15 protein-coding genes and 1 riboswitch are annotated in these 14,815 nt (G+C 58.0%); of the genes, 3 read left to right on the top strand and 12 right to left on the bottom strand.

Annotation, left to right across the window (positions count from 1 at the left end; all coding sequences use genetic code 11):
- Positions 1-22: 22 nt before the first annotated feature.
- The 4 genes from BMY49_RS05225 to fabV all read right to left on the bottom strand — a co-directional run bounded on the left by BMY49_RS05225 (position 23) and on the right by fabV (position 3,987).
- Positions 23-1,237 carry an aspartate aminotransferase family protein gene (locus tag BMY49_RS05225; protein ID WP_089675124.1) on the bottom strand — a complete coding sequence of 405 codons (1,215 nt, stop codon included), beginning with the start codon at positions 1,235-1,237 and terminating at the stop codon, positions 23-25.
- A gap of 100 nt (positions 1,238-1,337) precedes the next feature.
- Complete coding sequence (locus BMY49_RS05220) at positions 1,338-2,312, bottom strand: GlxA family transcriptional regulator (RefSeq protein WP_208596170.1); 975 nt, start codon at positions 2,310-2,312, stop codon at positions 1,338-1,340.
- A 195-nt stretch (positions 2,313-2,507) separates the two neighbouring features.
- Positions 2,508-2,723 (bottom strand): hypothetical protein, encoded by a 216-nt coding sequence (locus BMY49_RS05215; RefSeq protein WP_054645133.1) that lies wholly within the window; start codon positions 2,721-2,723, stop codon positions 2,508-2,510.
- A gap of 67 nt (positions 2,724-2,790) precedes the next feature.
- Positions 2,791-3,987 (bottom strand): enoyl-ACP reductase FabV, encoded by a 1,197-nt coding sequence (gene fabV / locus BMY49_RS05210; RefSeq protein ID WP_089675122.1) that lies wholly within the window; start codon positions 3,985-3,987, stop codon positions 2,791-2,793.
- A gap of 160 nt (positions 3,988-4,147) precedes the next feature.
- Here fabV and BMY49_RS05205 point away from each other — a divergent pair, with 160 nt between their 5' ends.
- Complete coding sequence (locus BMY49_RS05205) at positions 4,148-4,531, top strand: DUF7079 family protein (RefSeq protein ID WP_044629259.1); 384 nt, start codon at positions 4,148-4,150, stop codon at positions 4,529-4,531.
- 12 nt (positions 4,532-4,543) lie between these two features.
- Here the strand turns inward: BMY49_RS05205 and BMY49_RS05200 are convergent, their stop codons facing one another.
- Together BMY49_RS05200 and BMY49_RS05195 are read right to left on the bottom strand one after the other, a co-directional pair.
- Complete coding sequence (locus tag BMY49_RS05200; protein WP_044629284.1) at positions 4,544-5,029, bottom strand: glutathione peroxidase; 486 nt, start codon at positions 5,027-5,029, stop codon at positions 4,544-4,546.
- A gap of 76 nt (positions 5,030-5,105) precedes the next feature.
- Positions 5,106-5,723: a LysE family translocator gene (locus tag BMY49_RS05195; RefSeq protein ID WP_089675120.1), complete on the bottom strand. Its 618-nt coding sequence runs from the start codon at positions 5,721-5,723 to the stop codon at positions 5,106-5,108.
- Between the two features lie 233 nt (positions 5,724-5,956).
- Between BMY49_RS05195 and BMY49_RS05190 the strand changes: the two genes are divergently transcribed.
- On the top strand, positions 5,957-6,688 hold the full coding sequence (locus BMY49_RS05190; RefSeq protein WP_089675118.1) for a YebC/PmpR family DNA-binding transcriptional regulator: 732 nt from the start codon (positions 5,957-5,959) through the stop codon (positions 6,686-6,688).
- 93 nt (positions 6,689-6,781) lie between these two features.
- Here the strand turns inward: BMY49_RS05190 and BMY49_RS05185 are convergent, their stop codons facing one another.
- Both BMY49_RS05185 and BMY49_RS05180 read right to left on the bottom strand, forming a co-directional pair.
- Positions 6,782-7,594, bottom strand: coding sequence for a mechanosensitive ion channel family protein (locus tag BMY49_RS05185; protein ID WP_089675116.1), 813 nt, complete (start codon positions 7,592-7,594; stop codon positions 6,782-6,784).
- An 8-nt stretch (positions 7,595-7,602) separates the two neighbouring features.
- Positions 7,603-8,415, bottom strand: coding sequence for a hypothetical protein (locus BMY49_RS05180; protein ID WP_089675114.1), 813 nt, complete (start codon positions 8,413-8,415; stop codon positions 7,603-7,605).
- Positions 8,416-8,551: 136 nt separating this feature from the next.
- Here BMY49_RS05180 and BMY49_RS05175 point away from each other — a divergent pair, with 136 nt between their 5' ends.
- Complete coding sequence (locus BMY49_RS05175; protein WP_089675112.1) at positions 8,552-8,818, top strand: hypothetical protein; 267 nt, start codon at positions 8,552-8,554, stop codon at positions 8,816-8,818.
- A 220-nt stretch (positions 8,819-9,038) separates the two neighbouring features.
- Here the strand turns inward: BMY49_RS05175 and BMY49_RS05170 are convergent, their stop codons facing one another.
- The 4 genes from BMY49_RS05170 to BMY49_RS05155 all read right to left on the bottom strand — a co-directional run bounded on the left by BMY49_RS05170 (position 9,039) and on the right by BMY49_RS05155 (position 14,357).
- Positions 9,039-10,196, bottom strand: coding sequence for an RNA-guided endonuclease InsQ/TnpB family protein (locus BMY49_RS05170; RefSeq protein ID WP_089675110.1), 1,158 nt, complete (start codon positions 10,194-10,196; stop codon positions 9,039-9,041).
- Positions 10,197-10,301: 105 nt separating this feature from the next.
- Positions 10,302-11,309 carry a zinc-dependent alcohol dehydrogenase family protein gene (locus BMY49_RS05165; protein WP_089675108.1) on the bottom strand — a complete coding sequence of 336 codons (1,008 nt, stop codon included), beginning with the start codon at positions 11,307-11,309 and terminating at the stop codon, positions 10,302-10,304.
- Between the two features lie 45 nt (positions 11,310-11,354).
- Positions 11,355-13,247, bottom strand: coding sequence for an ABC transporter ATP-binding protein (locus BMY49_RS05160; RefSeq protein ID WP_089675107.1), 1,893 nt, complete (start codon positions 13,245-13,247; stop codon positions 11,355-11,357).
- 66 nt (positions 13,248-13,313) lie between these two features.
- Positions 13,314-14,357, bottom strand: a complete 1,044-nt coding sequence (locus BMY49_RS05155) for an AbrB family transcriptional regulator (RefSeq protein ID WP_089675106.1) — start codon at positions 14,355-14,357, stop codon at positions 13,314-13,316.
- A 194-nt stretch (positions 14,358-14,551) separates the two neighbouring features.
- Positions 14,552-14,721, top strand: a riboswitch (FMN riboswitch).
- The last annotated feature ends 94 nt before the right edge of the window (positions 14,722-14,815 follow it).

Here is a 14,815-nt window from a genome sequence, read left to right as displayed (position 1 = left end):
TCTTGTGTGACTTGCGCTCTACTCATGCGCTAGCGACAAGTCGCTCGATGGCACGCTCGAGACGCGCCATGCCCTCGGCGATGTCTTCCTCGGGAATCACCAGCGAGGGCGCCATACGCAGCACGTTGGGGCCTGCAATCAGCGCCATCACGCCCTCTTCAATCGCCAACGGCAGAATATCTTTGGCACGGCCTTCGAAAGCGTCCGACATCTGGGCTCCCATCAGCATGCCCATACCACGGATCTCTTTGAAAACGCCGTGTTTGCGGTTGATGGTTTCCAGGTGCTCACGGAACAGGTCGTGACGCTGCTTGACCCCTTGCAGCACTTCGGGGGTGTCGATGAACTCGACCGCCGCCAGCGCCACCGCTGAGGCCAGCGCGTTGCCGCCGTAGGTAGAGCCGTGGGTACCAATGGCTAGCGATGTGGCGATGGCATCGGTGGTCAGCATGGCACCAATCGGGAAGCCGCCGCCCAGCGATTTGGCGCTGGTAAGAATATCCGGGGTAATGCCGAAGTTTTTATAGGCATACAGCTCTCCGCTGCGGCCAACGCCGGTTTGCACTTCATCGAAAATCAGCAGCGCGTTGTGCTCGTCACACAGATCGCGCAGGCCCTGCAGGAACTCTTGGGTCGCGGGGACGATCCCGCCCTCGCCCTGCATCGGCTCAACCATGATGGCGCAGGTGTCGTCGCCCACGAGCTTACGCACGCTCTCCAGGTCGTTGAAGTTGGCGTGGAGAATGCCGCCCGGCACCGGGCCAAAGCCCTGGGAGTACTTGGGCTGGCCGCCCACGCTCACGGTAAAGAAGGTGCGGCCGTGGAACGACTGGTAGAACGAGATGATTTTATCTTTGTGCTCGCCATGGTGGTCTACCGCCCAGCGGCGTGCCAGCTTCAGCGCGGCTTCGTTGGCTTCACCGCCGGAGGAGCATAAAAAGACCTTATCGGCGAAGGTGCGCTCGGTAAGGGTTTTGGCCAGTTTGAGCGCCGGTTCGTTGGTGAATACGTTGGAGAGATGCCAAAGCTTTTCGCCCTGCTCTTTCAGCGCATTGACCAGCACCGGATGGCAGTGACCCAGGGAGTTCACCGCAATACCGCCAGCGAAATCGATGTACTCGCGGCCTTCTTGGTCCCACAAGCGGCTGCCTTCACCACGTACCGGAATAATCTGCTGCGGCGCGTAGTTAGGCGTCATGTAGTGGTCGAAGTCTTGACGGCTTGGGGTGTGGCTCATGGGACAGTACCTCCAGTGGAGTAAGCGATGGATTCAGTATACGGGGGGCGTAGGACGCCCTGCTTTCAGTATTGGGACGGTAAATTATGAAAAGCTGCGCCTACCCCAGCCGCTCTTCCCGCGGGGTGATCCCAAAATGGTTACGGTAGGCGGTGGAAAAGTGCGCGCCCGAGGAGAAACCGGTCATCAGGGCAATGTCGCCCACGGGACGGTCGCTCTCTCTGAGCTGCTTGCGGGCTTCCTGCAGCCGCAAGTCCAGATAATAACGGCTTGGCACCGCCTGCAGGTACTTCTTGAATAGTCGCTCCAGCTGACGCCGGGAGATCCCCAAATGCTCGGCCAGTTCCAACGTCGAGAGCGGCTCTTCGATATTGGCTTCCATAAGAGTCACCGCATCTACCAAGCTCTGGGGCGCGTGGCCCAAACGGTTGCGCAGCGGCACGTGCTGGCGCTCATCGGCTAAGCGAATACGGTCGCAAACAAACTGTTCAGAAACCTGCTCGGCCAAGCGCGGGCCGTGATGCTTGCCAATTAGCGTGAGCATCATATCCATAGCGGCGGTGCCGCCCGCGCAGGTCAGGCGGTCACGATCAATCTCGAACAGCTGCTGGGAGAGCGTCACCTGGGGATAGGCTTGGGCAAACGCATCGAAGCGCTGCCAAGGAAGCGTCGCGCGGTAGCCCTCCAGCAGACCACAACGGGCCAATACTTCGGTGCCGCCAGCCAGCCCCCCAAAGGCGACGCCTCGCCCTTGGTGACTACGCAGCCACTCATTCAGCTTTGCGGGTAGTGCGTAGGGAAGTGGCGTCGGTGCACATATGAAAAGCAGATCCATCGGCCCAAGGGGTGCGCTCAGCGTGTGCTGCGCGATGAGCGAAAGCTGCGCGCTGCTGCGCACGGGCTCTTCATCTAGGCTGAGGGTAACGGTGTGGTACAGCATCTGGCCGCTCAGCTGGTTGGCCATTTGCAGCGGCTCAATAGCGCTGGCGTGAGCCAACAGCGAAAACCCAGGCAGCAACACAAACGCCACCCGCCTGCGGTGGCTAGGGGGTGGCGTTAACGTACTGGAATGCATGTGAATTCGCTGTGCTGCCTATTGCGCTGCATGAAAACCGCCGCTGGTGGACTGGATAAGGCGTTCTATTTAAACGCTATCTTACTCAATTGCGCGATTGAAGGCAGCGCCATGTCCACGCAAACAAAAACAGGACGCAAAAATACAAATTGCCGAGCCTAGGCCCGGCAATAAGCACAACAGCAAACGCTCACTTTAGCCGCCGCTATTGCCTAGCCCCAACATGACAATGCCAGCGACGATGATGCCCATAATCACGATGATTAACGGCAGCATTTTATGCAGCCCATTCGCAGACTTTTTCGCTTCTGGCTGTTGTTGGGGCTGCGAGGTCTCGAAATCTTCAGGTATGCGCTCGCTCAGCACGTGCTCTTTCTCTTCTTCCGGGGTTTTGCTCTCTCGGGTATCCATACGTCACCTCATCCAGTCCGGTCGATGATTCATAGCACATCGGCGTGCGCTGCCCGTCGCGCTGCGTTTATAACGTTACAACATCGAACTCGACCTCGGGGTTCACATCGGCATCGTAGTCCACGTCGTCACGCTCGAAGCCGAACAGCTTCAGGAACTCGTGCTTGTAACCAGCATAGTCGGTGATCTGGAACAGGTTCTCGGTGGTCACCTGAGGCCACAGATCCTTACACGCCTGCTGCACGTCGTCACGCAGCTCCCAGTCGTCCAGACGCAGGCGGCCAGCCTCGTCGGTGGTGAACTCACCTCCATAGAGGCGCTCGCCGAACAGGCGGTTGAGCTGCTCGATGGTGCCTTCGTGCAGGCCCTTCTCCTTCATCACCTTGTAGACCATGGCGATGTACAGCGGCATCACCGGAATCGCCGCGCTGGCTTGGGTAACGACGGATTTCAGCACCGCCACGTTGGCACCGCCGCCGCTCTCTTGCAGTTTGGCATCGATGGCCGCCGCTGCGCGGTCCAGGTCTTCCTTGGCTTTCCCCAGGGCACCATGCCAGTAGATCGGCCAGGTGATTTCGGTGCCGATATAGCTGAACGCCACGCTGCGGGCACCTTTGGCCAGCACGCCTGCATCGGCCAGAGCGCTCATCCACAGCTCCCAGTCTTCGCCGCCCATCACGGTGATGGTGTCGTCGATCTCCTGCTGGGTGGCCGGTTCCACTTCGGCTTCAATAATGGTGTCTTTGTTAGTATCAATGGCCGTGGCGCGGTAGGTCTCACCAATCGGCTTTAGGCTAGAGCGTTTGACTTCACCGGTATCGGGCATCTTGCGCACCGGCGAGGCCAGTGAGTAAACCACCAGGTCGACCTCGCCCATGTCCTGCTTGATCAGCTCGATGGCTTTCTCGCGAGCTTCGTGGGAGAACGCATCGCCATTAATGGATTTGCTGTACAGACCTTCCTGCTTGGCAAACTTATCGAACGCGGCGCTGTTGTACCAGCCAGCGGTGCCCGGCTTCTTCTCGGTGCCCGGCTTTTCAAAAAACACCCCCAGAGTGTCGGCGCCGTAACCAAAGGCGGCGGTAATACGCGCCGCTAGGCCGTAACCGCTAGAGGCACCGATCACCAGCACTTTCTTCGGGCCTTGGCTTTTGTCCAAACCACGGGCGCGGGTCGCTTCGATCTGCTCGAGAACGTTCTGCTCGCAGCCTTTCGGGTGGGTGGTGGTGCAGATAAAGCCACGCACTTTCGGTTTAATGATCACATTCGACCCCTTCATCAGATGAGTATTGCGTTCGGCACGGCAGTGCCGAGTTATCAATGAGGGTATTCTAGCGGTCTCGGCGCGCCCTGTCCGCTCTTGAGCTTATCCGCCATTCGCGGCAGGATAGCGGCCTGCCCACCACTTGCCGACGGGATCTTTAATGAATGCACAGCAGCTAGTCGATGAGCGGGGCGATTTGTGGCTAGCACTTGCCCCTCTCTGGCTTGACCGCGAACCCAGCGAGCGCGACTACGCCCATATGATTGAGGTGATTGAGCAGCACAAGATGTCGCTCAAAGAGCTTGAGTGGATGCTACGCCTGGAGCTGGCGCCGGTGATGTCACGCCACCAGCTGTCAGTCGCCAGCGAGTGGCGCAAGTTCGATGACTACAAACTGATGAAGCAGCTGGTGAACCACAATCTGAAATTGAAAGGCTGGCGGCGCAAAAGCTGGGCACTCTTTTCGGGATTGACGACCATGATGGTTCGCCATCGCTGGACCGAGCTAATGCAACGCTTGATGGTCGCGCGCGGGGAGGTTTAGCGGCTGGCTGATTCACTCTTTATCCAGTGCGGCTTCAAGGGCTAAGCGCAGCGTTAACCCATGATCCTTGGGGCCAAAGCGGGCGATGACCTTGCCATCTCGGCCTACCAGAAACTTGGTGAAATTCCACTTTACAGCTTTGGTGCCCAAAATCCCTGGCGCCTCCCGCTTGAGCTGTACAAATAGCGGGTGAGCATCGGAGCCGTTGACTTTCACCTTTTCCAGCAGCGGAAAGCTCACCCCGAACTGCTGCTCGCCAAAGGCGCAGAACGCCTCGGCACTCTCGGGCGACTGGCGGCCAAACTGGTTACAGGGGAAGCCCAACACGGTAAATCCACGATCCCGGTAACGCTGGTACAGCCCCTCGAGCTCTTTCAACTGCGGCGTAAAACCGCACTGGCTGGCCACATTGACCACCAATAATACCTGCCCACGCAAAGCGCGCAGATTGAAGGGCTTACCTTGATGGGTATAACAATCCTGCTCGTAAATCGTCATCGCCAGGCCTCTAAAATGCCTTTGCCAGCATACACCTTACCTTGCCACTACAACGGTAGTGGCACCAGCGCACAGGTTAAATGATTGGCCCTGCCACTACACGCAACGCTAGCGCGATCAACAGCACGCCCGTAATGCGGTTAATCCAGTGAGCGTGACGCTGTAGCCACGGCAGCACTCGAGAGTGAGAGAGCCCCACTGCCACCAGCACGTACCAGCCTCCATCAATCATAATAGCTGTGGCGACAATAATCGCCTTCGCAAGCAGGTTCATTTCTGGCGTCACAAACTGGCTTAATAGCGCGACAAAAAAGAGGATGAGCTTAGGGTTGCCCAACGCTACCAGCACAGCCTCTTTGGCCGCTTGACGCGGCGTGGTGGTGACAGCGCCCGGTGAGAACGCTCCCCCACGCCCTGCCCGTAATGCCTTAATACCTAGCCACGCCAAATAAGCCGCACCGCACCACGTAATCACCTGAAATAACGCGGGAAAATTGGCCATCATCGCACCCAGCCCCAGCACGGTGAACAGCGCGTAAAACCCCACCCCCAACGCATGAAAAACAGCGGCCGTGATGCCCGGCACGCGTCCACCGCCTAACGTATGGCGAAGTACCAGCGCTAAGCCTGGCCCAGGCGACATAGCGCCCATCGCGCAGATAGCAGCCAGCGAAAGCCAGAGTGTTAACGGCATCTTCTCCTCCCTGAAAGGTATGGTGATCAGTGGGCCAGTATACGCCAAGGGTGGGCTTGCCAGTGGCCAATGATTGGGCAGCCGGGGGAGGCTTCTTTACTCAACGCTGCTGAAACCACAAAGACGCTTAAATAACGCTGTTAGCATGGTACGCTGTTGGGTAAAATTTTCCCCTTTTTGAAAACGATGACGCCTGCCATGCAGGCGGTTCATGGCTAATAAAGGACTTCAATATGGGCAGGGCGTTTCAAAACCGTAAGGAATCCATGGCCAAAACGGCCGCTGCGAAAACCAAAGTTTACAGCAAGTATGGACGTGAAATTTACGTCTGTGCCAAAGCGGGCGGCACGGACCCCAACGGTAACCTCGCGCTGCGCGGTTTGATGGAGCGTGCCAAGAAAGACCAGGTGCCGTCCCACGTCATTGATAAAGCCCTGGATAAAGCCAGCGGCGCAGGCGGCGAAGACTTCTCTCCGGCACGCTACGAGGGCTTTGGCCCCGGCAACGCCATGGTGATTGTCGACTGCTTGACCGACAACCCCAACCGCACCTTTGGCGATGTACGCGGCTGCTTCACCAAAACCAAGAGCAAGATCGGCACGCCGGGCAGCGTCAGCCACATGTTCGACCACTGCGCGATCTTCTCTTTCGCTGGTAGCGATGAAGAAACCGTACTGGAAGCGCTGATGGAAGCCGACGTGGACGTGACCGATATCGAACAGGAAGAGGGGCGCATCACCGTCTTTGCGCCGCATACCGACTACGCCAAAGCCAAGCAGGCACTGTTGGATGCGCTGGGTGAGATCAACTTCGAGGTCGACGAAATCCAGTTCTTGCCACAAACCACCACGCCCATCGAAGGCGACGACGTGGCGATGTTTGAAAAGTTTCTGGGTATGCTCAACGACCTGGACGACGTCCAGAATGTCTTCCATAACGCGGAACTGCCGGAAGACGAGGCTTGAGCCGCTAGTCGCTCAACGCATCCCTCGGCACGAAGATCCACCCTTCCGCCGCTGGCATCTCTGCTGGCGGTCGGGTTGCTTTTATTCATCCAACTATGCATCTAGTGCCGCATCCGGTGGTAGCAGCGCTGGTTGAATGCCAGCAGCGCTAAGCACTGTTTTGCCGCGCACCGTTAAATCAGTGACAAACAGAAACTGCTGGCGGGGGTCGACGGGGTAGGCGCGGATACGGTAATGGGTGCCCCAGGGCTTCTCCTCCGCCACCACAATAATCGGCTCTCCAAATTTTAAATAAGCACTGGTCAGCGCCACATCGCGCAGTGCTTTGCGCACCCAGCCGGCTTCATGCTCTGGATGAAGGTAAAAACTCGCCACGCACTGCAGGCTAGTGCCACCATTATTGGCGTTATAGATCGCGGTGTCCCAGAGCTTCAAATGCGGCACGGCGACCAGATCGTCATCAGGAGTTTGTACTTCTACCGTACGCATGCCCACGTGCTTTACTTCGCCGTACGTGCCTTCGATATTCACCCAGTCGCCAGGCCGGTACGGTAGCTCGACGGCAGACACTACCCCAGCGATCAGGCTGCTGACATAGTCTTTCAGGGCAAAGCCAATGGCTAAGCCAATCGCCCCCAGCAGCGTCACCATATTGCGCAACGACGGCTCGATAATGATGGGGACGGCAGTGGCGAGCGCGGCGATCAAAATTAGCAGGCGGGTGAGCGGCACCAGGGCAAAGACCCGAAAGCGCACTTGGCCGTGTAGCCGATTCGCCACCCAGTTGAGTCCTCGCTGGCTGACAATAATCAGTAGAATCGTGCTGACCAAGATAAGGCCGAGCGTTATCAACGCTTGGCTATCCATTTCGTTAAACAGCTTGGCGTACTGCCCTTGGTCTTCCATTAGTGCTCCTAGAGCGGGTCAACGAGATAGTTACGCGACTCAAGCAGCTGCCGCACGCTGGCATAGCTAAGCGGCGCCACCTGCCAGCGCCCTTGCTGGCTGCTAAGAATGCCACGCTGCGCCAGGGCAAAGCGTGCGTTTAACGCTTCGTGGTCAGAAAAGGGCAGCACGTGCTTTAAGGCTTGGTCTTCTAGCCCTTGGAGGGTCAATACCGGCACGCCCTCCAGCCCCACCGCATGCTGTAAGTAGGCGTAGGTCCAGCTATCGCACCCCATCACGCTCTGCCCCAGGCGCCCACTCAAGGCACGCTCAAGCAACTCACGAACGCTTTGCAAGCCATTGGTATGGCGTAAAAAGTGGTACTCCAAGGCAGGAATTGCCCAGCGCTTTAGCTGGGTAGCGTCTTCTACCCAGGCTAGGCTGCCGTCCACTAGCTCTTTCAGCGTGGGTACGGTGAGGCAAGGAATATCCTGTTGCGCAGCCCATTGGCTCACCACGGTGCTGTGCCCGCCGTAAGGCGGTGAAATAAACAGCACAACCGGCGCATCTTCGTAGTCTTTCAGCGCCTGTTTCAAGCGTTCGGTGGCGGGCAGCCAGTCAATGGGGGGCGCAACATGCGCCAGCTTCACTTTAGGCAGCGCGCGCAGTTCACTCTCCTGCTTCGCTTGGCGCTCGGAAGCTTCCTTGCCTATCATCCAGGTGGTGGCCGCTCGCCAGCTACGCCGCCACTGGCTCGCCTGAGTGCGCTCAGGGGTTTGAAAGGTGTCTAATGCCACCACGTTCCATGGCGATAAAGCCACGTTCGTTGAGCCTTGCGCCATATCTCGCCTCGATTCAGTAAACTAGATTAAGGTTAGCATGCCTTATGCCACCCCCCCGGGCTAGCCGAACTTATCGTCTAAAATAAAGTCGTTATTGCCAAGTAACTCACTTTTGAGCGATGCGCAGGAGGCGACGATGAGCGTGGTGAATGTCACGATGGCTGAACTACACGAGAAGCTTGCGAAGTGCATTGCAGGCGAGCGGGTGCTCATTGAGCAGGAAGGCAACCGGTTCAGCGGAAGAATTCAGCATGTCGGGGTGATGGGAGTGAAGGTCATTCCCGACACCGTGATTAAAAACAGTACCGGCGACCCTGGCGATATGGATGGCGTCACTGTGCCTTACGACGACATCTGGGAACTTGAGGTAAAAGGCGTGGTATTTAGCCGATTAGGAGAGTAGGGCAACATGGTTGATACGCACTACACGCCCGCCTTCTATGCAGACGTGTAGTACGATTGTTAGCGCTTGATTTTGACCTCCTCCCCTCCCTCAGCGTTTTAGGACGCTGCCGCCTACGGCGGAAAGGAAGGGGGTTCCTGGTTGTCGCCTTCCAGGTTCCTGCTTCGCAGCCCGTTGCCCTTGGTGATAGCACCTCAGGTCTTACACAAGCTCCACAGGCTTAGCTTCCCGTGAGCCCCACGGTAGTTTTCTCATGCTGGCGCAGCTTGTCAGCCCCCGCCAGAATGGCTTTGCCCGATTGCAAAATGTTGCGGGCAGCGTTCACGTCCCGGTCGATGCCTTGGGTGCCGCAGCTTGGGCAGTTCCAAGTGCGGATGTTAAGGGGCATGTTGTCGATGATATGGCCACAGTGAAAGCATCGCTTCGAACTGGGATACCACTTGTCGATCTGAACGAAATCGCGCCCGTACCGCTCGGCCTTGTACGCCAGTTGTTGGGTGAGCTGGTGCCAGCCTACGTCGCTGATCGCCTTTGAGAGCGAGCGGTTTTTCAGCAGGTTTTTGACTTGCAAACTCTCGGCAGCAATAACTTGGTTCTCGTGAATAAGCTGCGTGGAGAGTTTGTGGGTGGCATCGCGGCGCTGATCGGCCAGTTTGGCATACACCTTGGCCACCCGATGCCGCGCCTTGGCGCGGTTGTTAGAGCCTTTCCGTTTGTGCGACAGGCTTCGTTGTGCCCGCGCCAATTTACGCTCGGTACGGCGCAGAAAGCGCGGATTGGGGATTTTATCGCCGTGACTGGTGATGACGCGGTGCGTCAGCCCAAGGTCGATACCGACCATTTTGGGTGTCACGGGCAGCGGCGTGACCGCTTCTTCCACCAAAAAGCTGACGTGGTAACGGCCAGCGGTATCGCAGCTCACCGTGATGCTGCTTGGTGTGCCGGAAAAATAACGACTCCACCGGATGTCGAGCGGGTCTTTGTGCTTAGCAAGCCACAGCTTGCCATCGCGCCAGCGAAAGCCGTTGGCCATGTAGGTAGCGGATTGCTTGCGCTGCTTTTTCTTAAAGGTGGGATACCGCGCCTGACCTTTGAAGAAGTTTGAGAAGGCGCGGTCGAGATGCCGGAGCGACTGTTGCAAGCAGACATTGGACACCTCGGCCAGAAACGCCGTGTCCGGCTGTTTCTTGAGGGTCGTGAGGGCTTTGGCGGTGGCGTTGTAGCCCATCCGCTCTTGATGCTCAAACCAGGCATCGGTGCGCTGGCGGAGGAAGTGGTTGTAAACGTACCGCACACAGCCAAACGTCCGAGCAAGTTGGTCGGCTTGCTCGGACGTGGGATAAAACCGATAACGATAGGCGCGGTGTACGGTCGTCATGCTTTTAATCTAGCGCGCTAGATATAGCGTGTCAAAAAAGAGGCGCTGCGCGCCTCGCGCTTTCCTTCCCCAGCCTAGAAGGCCGAGGTTTGACGCGCATTTTGATCAGAAGGTCAGGCAAATTTTACCAAAGTGCTTGCCCGATTCTTGATGACGAAACGCCTCGGCAATCTCGCTAAGCGGGAATTCACGATCGATGATCGGTTTCAAATTCGCCGCTTCGATCGCGTCGATCATCTCGATCTGGTGGCGACGGCTACCGACGATCAAACCCTGCAGCTTGGCCTGTTTCGCCATGAGCTTGGCAGTGGGAATGTCTCCCTCGCGGCCGGTCAGTACGCCAATCAGCGAAATGTGTCCACCAATCTTCACGGCATCGATGGATTGCGGCAGCGTACCGGGGCCGCCTACCTCGATGACGTGATCCACGCCTTTGCCGTCGGTCAACGCTTTGACCGCTTTTCCCCACTCGGGTGTCTCGCGGTAGTTGATGGTGTGCTCCGCGCCGAGGCTACGCAGGCGCTCCAGCTTCTCATTGGAAGAGGAGGTCGCGATCACTCGAGCCCCCATCAGCTTGGCGAACTGCAGCGCAAAGATCGACACCCCGCCGGTACCCAGTACCAGCACGGTATCGCCCGCTTTCAAGCCGCCGTCCACCACCAGCGCGCGCCAAGCGGTCAATCCTGCGGTGGTCAACGTGGCGGATTCTACATGGCTGTAGCCGATCGGCTGGCGAGCAAACCATGTGGCCGGTCGAATTACCTGCTCGCGGGCATAGCCATCGACGCCATCGCCAGGGGTGGTGGTAAAGTCGCCTACGCGCGCCGGGCCTTCCAGCCAGTATGGGAAGAAGGTCGAGACGACCGCATCGCCCACGGCAAACTCTTCCACACCTTCGCCAACGGCTTCCACCACGCCCGCACCATCGGACATTGGGATGCGCTTATCGTCGGTGGGAATCATCCCCGCCACGACCGCGTAGTCGTGAAAGTTCAGTGAGCTGGCGTGCAGGCGCACTTTAATCTCGCCGGGGCCTGGCTCCCCTGGGGCTGCCACGTCGACAACATTTAATTTATCTAAACCGCCGGGTTGTTGAAGCTCAATCGCTTGCATCACTACCTCCTGTTAAAGCGCCCTTACTAGGCGACCGGTCTAGTCTCAAATGGGGGCGTTGTTATCAGGATCAAGGTCGTTACCCAAAAAGCCGCCCGACTGGCGCTGCCAAAGGCCTGCGTAGATGCCGTTTCGAGCCAGCAATTCCTGATGAGTGCCGCTCTCCACCATGCGCCCTTCATCCACCACAATCAAACGGTCTAGCATGGCAATGGTGGAGAGCCGATGGGCGATGGCAATCACCGTTTTGCCCTCCATCAACGCATCCAACTGCTCTTGAATCGCCGCTTCAACCTCGGAATCCAGCGCCGAGGTGGCTTCATCCAACACCAGAATCGGGGCGTCCTTGAGCAGCACCCGGGCGATGGCAATGCGCTGGCGCTGGCCGCCGGAGAGCTTCACGCCCCGCTCTCCCACATGAGCATCCAAACCTCGCCGCCCTTTGGGATCGACTAGGTCATTGATGAAAGTATCGGCATGGGCACGGCATACCGCCTGCCAGACATCCTCATCGCTGGCGTGCGGACTGCCGTAGCGGATGTTATCTCGCAGCGAACGGTGCAGCAGCGAGGTGTCTTGGGTCACCATGCCGATCTGATGGCGCAGCGAGGTCTGGGTGACCTCGGCTATGTTTTGTCCATCGATCAAAATGCGCCCGCCCTTCAGGTCGTAAAAGCGCAGCAGCAGGTTCGCCAGGGTCGATTTCCCCGCCCCGGAACGGCCAATCAGGCCGATCTTTTCACCGGGTTTGATGGTCAGGCTCAGACCATCGAAGACGTTTTTGCTCTCCCCTTTTGCCTGGGCATATTGGAAGCGCAGCGTATCGAAGACGATCTCTCCGTTGGGCACGCTCAATGCTTTGGCATTAGGAGCATCTTTGACAGTCGGCTCCTGGGCGATGGTGTTCATGCCATCTTGCACCGTGCCGATGTTTTCAAACAGCCCGGCGACTTCCCATAAAATCCAGTCAGACATAAAACGGATCCGCATCACCAGGGCAATGGCGATAGCCAGCACGCCCAGAGAGATCGCCTCCATGTACCACGCTGCAATCGCCATGCCTGCCGTGCCAACTAGCAGCAGCGTATTAAGCAGCGTCAAGCAGACGCTCATCACCGTGACCAGGCGCATCTGGCGATGCACGGTGACCATAAAGCCCTCCATAGCATCTTTGGCGTAGCGCTCTTCGCGCTGAGTATCGGCAAACAGCTTGATAGTCTGGATATTGCTGTAGCTATCCACCACGCGGCCAGTCATCTGAGCTCGAGCATCCGCCTGGGCCATAGAGACATCCCGCAGGCGCGGTACGAAAAAGCGCATGATGCCCAAATAACCGATCAGCCAAAGGCCTAGCGGCAGCAGCAGCCATGGATCGGCGCGTCCCAACAGAATGGCCGCCCCGGTAAAATAGACGATGGCGTAAACCATCAGGTCCATCACTTTGGTGACGGTTTCCCGCACGGCCAGCGCGGTTTGCATCACTTTTTGCGATACCCGCCCGGCAAACTCATCTTGATAGAACGCTAGGCTCTGGCTGAGCATATGGCGATGAGAGAGCCAGCGGCCAATCATCGGGTAGTTACCAAAAATGCTCTGGTGGGTGACCAGCGACTGCAGCAGCACCAGTAGCGGCAGGCCCACCACCACTAACAAACCAAGGCCCGCCAGCCACAGGCCGTGGTTGGCCCAGAAATCGGCGCGCTCGACGCCACCCAGCCAATCCACCAAATCGCCCATGTAGCTAAAGAACACCACCTCTGCGGCGGATACCACCGCCGTAATCAACGACATCACTAGCAGCCACGGCCACACCGGGCGCGAAAAGTGCCAGATAAACGGCAACAGCCCTTTGGGCGGTGTGGTGACCTCACCCTCTGGGTAGGGGTTAACGCGCTCCTCAAAAAAACGGAACAGCGGCGAGAGCAGACGTGACAGCATGGAGAGTCCTTACATGACGCGATAAAAGGGAGCACAGCGAGGAGAGTTAGCGTAATGATCGCGACGTCAGGCGTCAGGATGATGACGCATTAGCCAGCGGGCCCAGAAGGGAGCAACAATCATCAGGGTGACCATCCGCAGCAGGTGATGAAAAGCCACGAACACCGGGTCAATGTTGAGCGCGACGGCGAGTATCGCCATTTCACCAATACCGCCGGGGGCTAAAGCGAGCAAGGCAACATCGCGCCCTACCCCCACCGTTTGGTGGATCAGTTCGGCAAAAACAGCCAACACGACGAGGGCCAGCAGCGTCGCAACGCCTGACTGCCATAAGTAGCGGCCCAACAGCCGCCGCGTCATACCTTGAAAGCGTGAACCAATCGCGCTGCCCAGCACCCAGAGCATCAGGTTCATGCCCCAGCTTGGCAGGGCGAGGCTGGCGATATCTAACCCGGAGAGTAGCGCGGTGGCTAACAAGGGAGCGAGCAGCGCGGGGCTTGGCAGGCGCAGCCATTTACCCAGCGGCAGCAACAGTGGAATAGCCAGCAACAACCAGCCATCGGTGAGTGCTGATTCTGCCGGGCCCAGCGTGCCTTCTCCCCCTTCAAATGCCCAAAACAGCGGCGGTAGAAAGAGGATCACCAGCACGATACGCAGCGACTGGGCAATGGCAATGCGCTGCGGGTCGCCGCCGCATCGCTCACCCAATAGGATCATCGCGGTCATGGCGCCCGGCGAGGCACCAAACCAAGCGCTGACAGGGTCGAAACCACAGCGGCGGCACCAGGCAGACGCCACGGCGGTTGACGCCGCTACCCCCGCCAACAGCAGCATGGCCGAAACGGGCCAGTCGAGCACCCGGTGGGCCAGCTCAGGCGTGACTTGGCTGCCGAGCACCATGCCCATCACCGCTAAAAACACGCTGCGCAGCGACTCAGGCACTTCAACCTTCACGCCTTTGGCAGACACCAGCAGGTTCGCCACCAAGGGGCCAAGCATCCAGGCCAGCGGCAGCCCCGAAATGTGAAACAGCACACCGCCTGCTGCACCAACACTGAGCGATAAGAGAAGCGCCTTGGCTCTCCCTGCACTGAAACGGCTGCCCTTCACACTCCCCTCCGGTGATCTATCTCTGACATCACAGGGTCATTACCCTGCTAAGTGCTATCCATAGCTTACCATTATCTCTGTCAGCTTGGGCTTAACTAGCAAGATTCCACCCACAAACAAGAACCAAGCAATTTTTGACAGGGCCTGCTATATCTTCCAAGCAGAAGGCGTATAATAACCCCGCCAATAATGGCGAACTTTCTCAGGGCGGGGTGTAAGTCCCCACCGGTGGTAATGCCATATCTTAACGGATATGGACAAGCCCACGAGCGCTCAGCTAAAGGGTGTAACCCGATAGTTGAGGACAGCAGATTCGGTGAGATTCCGGAGCCGACGGTCATAGTCCGGATAAAAGAGAAGGTTTCCTAGTGATATTACCTGTAGCGTTCCAACGCATACGGGTGCTGTGCTATTGGATGCCTCATGCCCTGGTTCTGGTAAACAATCCCATAGGATGA

It is taken from the genome of Vreelandella aquamarina (assembly GCF_900110265.1).
GTDB lineage: Bacteria > Pseudomonadota > Gammaproteobacteria > Pseudomonadales > Halomonadaceae > Vreelandella > Vreelandella aquamarina.
Note: the sequence above shows the minus strand (reverse complement) of the source record. Positions and strands in the feature narration are given on the sequence as shown.

Excerpts from the sequence above, each read along its gene's own strand:
- BMY49_RS05225 (WP_089675124.1), bottom strand. The coding sequence starts at position 1,237 with ATGAGCCACACCCCAAGCCGTCAAGACTTCGACCACTACATGACGCCT.
- BMY49_RS05220 (WP_208596170.1), bottom strand. The coding sequence starts at position 2,312 with ATGCATTCCAGTACGTTAACGCCACCCCCTAGCCACCGCAGGCGGGTG.
- BMY49_RS05215 (WP_054645133.1), bottom strand. The coding sequence starts at position 2,723 with ATGGATACCCGAGAGAGCAAAACCCCGGAAGAAGAGAAAGAGCACGTG.
- BMY49_RS05205 (WP_044629259.1), top strand. The coding sequence starts at position 4,148 with ATGAATGCACAGCAGCTAGTCGATGAGCGGGGCGATTTGTGGCTAGCA.
- BMY49_RS05200 (WP_044629284.1), bottom strand. The coding sequence starts at position 5,029 with ATGACGATTTACGAGCAGGATTGTTATACCCATCAAGGTAAGCCCTTC.
- BMY49_RS05195 (WP_089675120.1), bottom strand. The coding sequence starts at position 5,723 with ATGCCGTTAACACTCTGGCTTTCGCTGGCTGCTATCTGCGCGATGGGC.
- BMY49_RS05190 (WP_089675118.1), top strand. The coding sequence starts at position 5,957 with ATGGGCAGGGCGTTTCAAAACCGTAAGGAATCCATGGCCAAAACGGCC.
- BMY49_RS05185 (WP_089675116.1), bottom strand. The coding sequence starts at position 7,594 with ATGGAAGACCAAGGGCAGTACGCCAAGCTGTTTAACGAAATGGATAGC.
- BMY49_RS05180 (WP_089675114.1), bottom strand. The coding sequence starts at position 8,415 with ATGGCGCAAGGCTCAACGAACGTGGCTTTATCGCCATGGAACGTGGTG.
- BMY49_RS05175 (WP_089675112.1), top strand. The coding sequence starts at position 8,552 with ATGAGCGTGGTGAATGTCACGATGGCTGAACTACACGAGAAGCTTGCG.
- BMY49_RS05170 (WP_089675110.1), bottom strand. The coding sequence starts at position 10,196 with ATGACGACCGTACACCGCGCCTATCGTTATCGGTTTTATCCCACGTCC.
- BMY49_RS05165 (WP_089675108.1), bottom strand. The coding sequence starts at position 11,309 with ATGCAAGCGATTGAGCTTCAACAACCCGGCGGTTTAGATAAATTAAAT.
- BMY49_RS05160 (WP_089675107.1), bottom strand. The coding sequence starts at position 13,247 with ATGCTGTCACGTCTGCTCTCGCCGCTGTTCCGTTTTTTTGAGGAGCGC.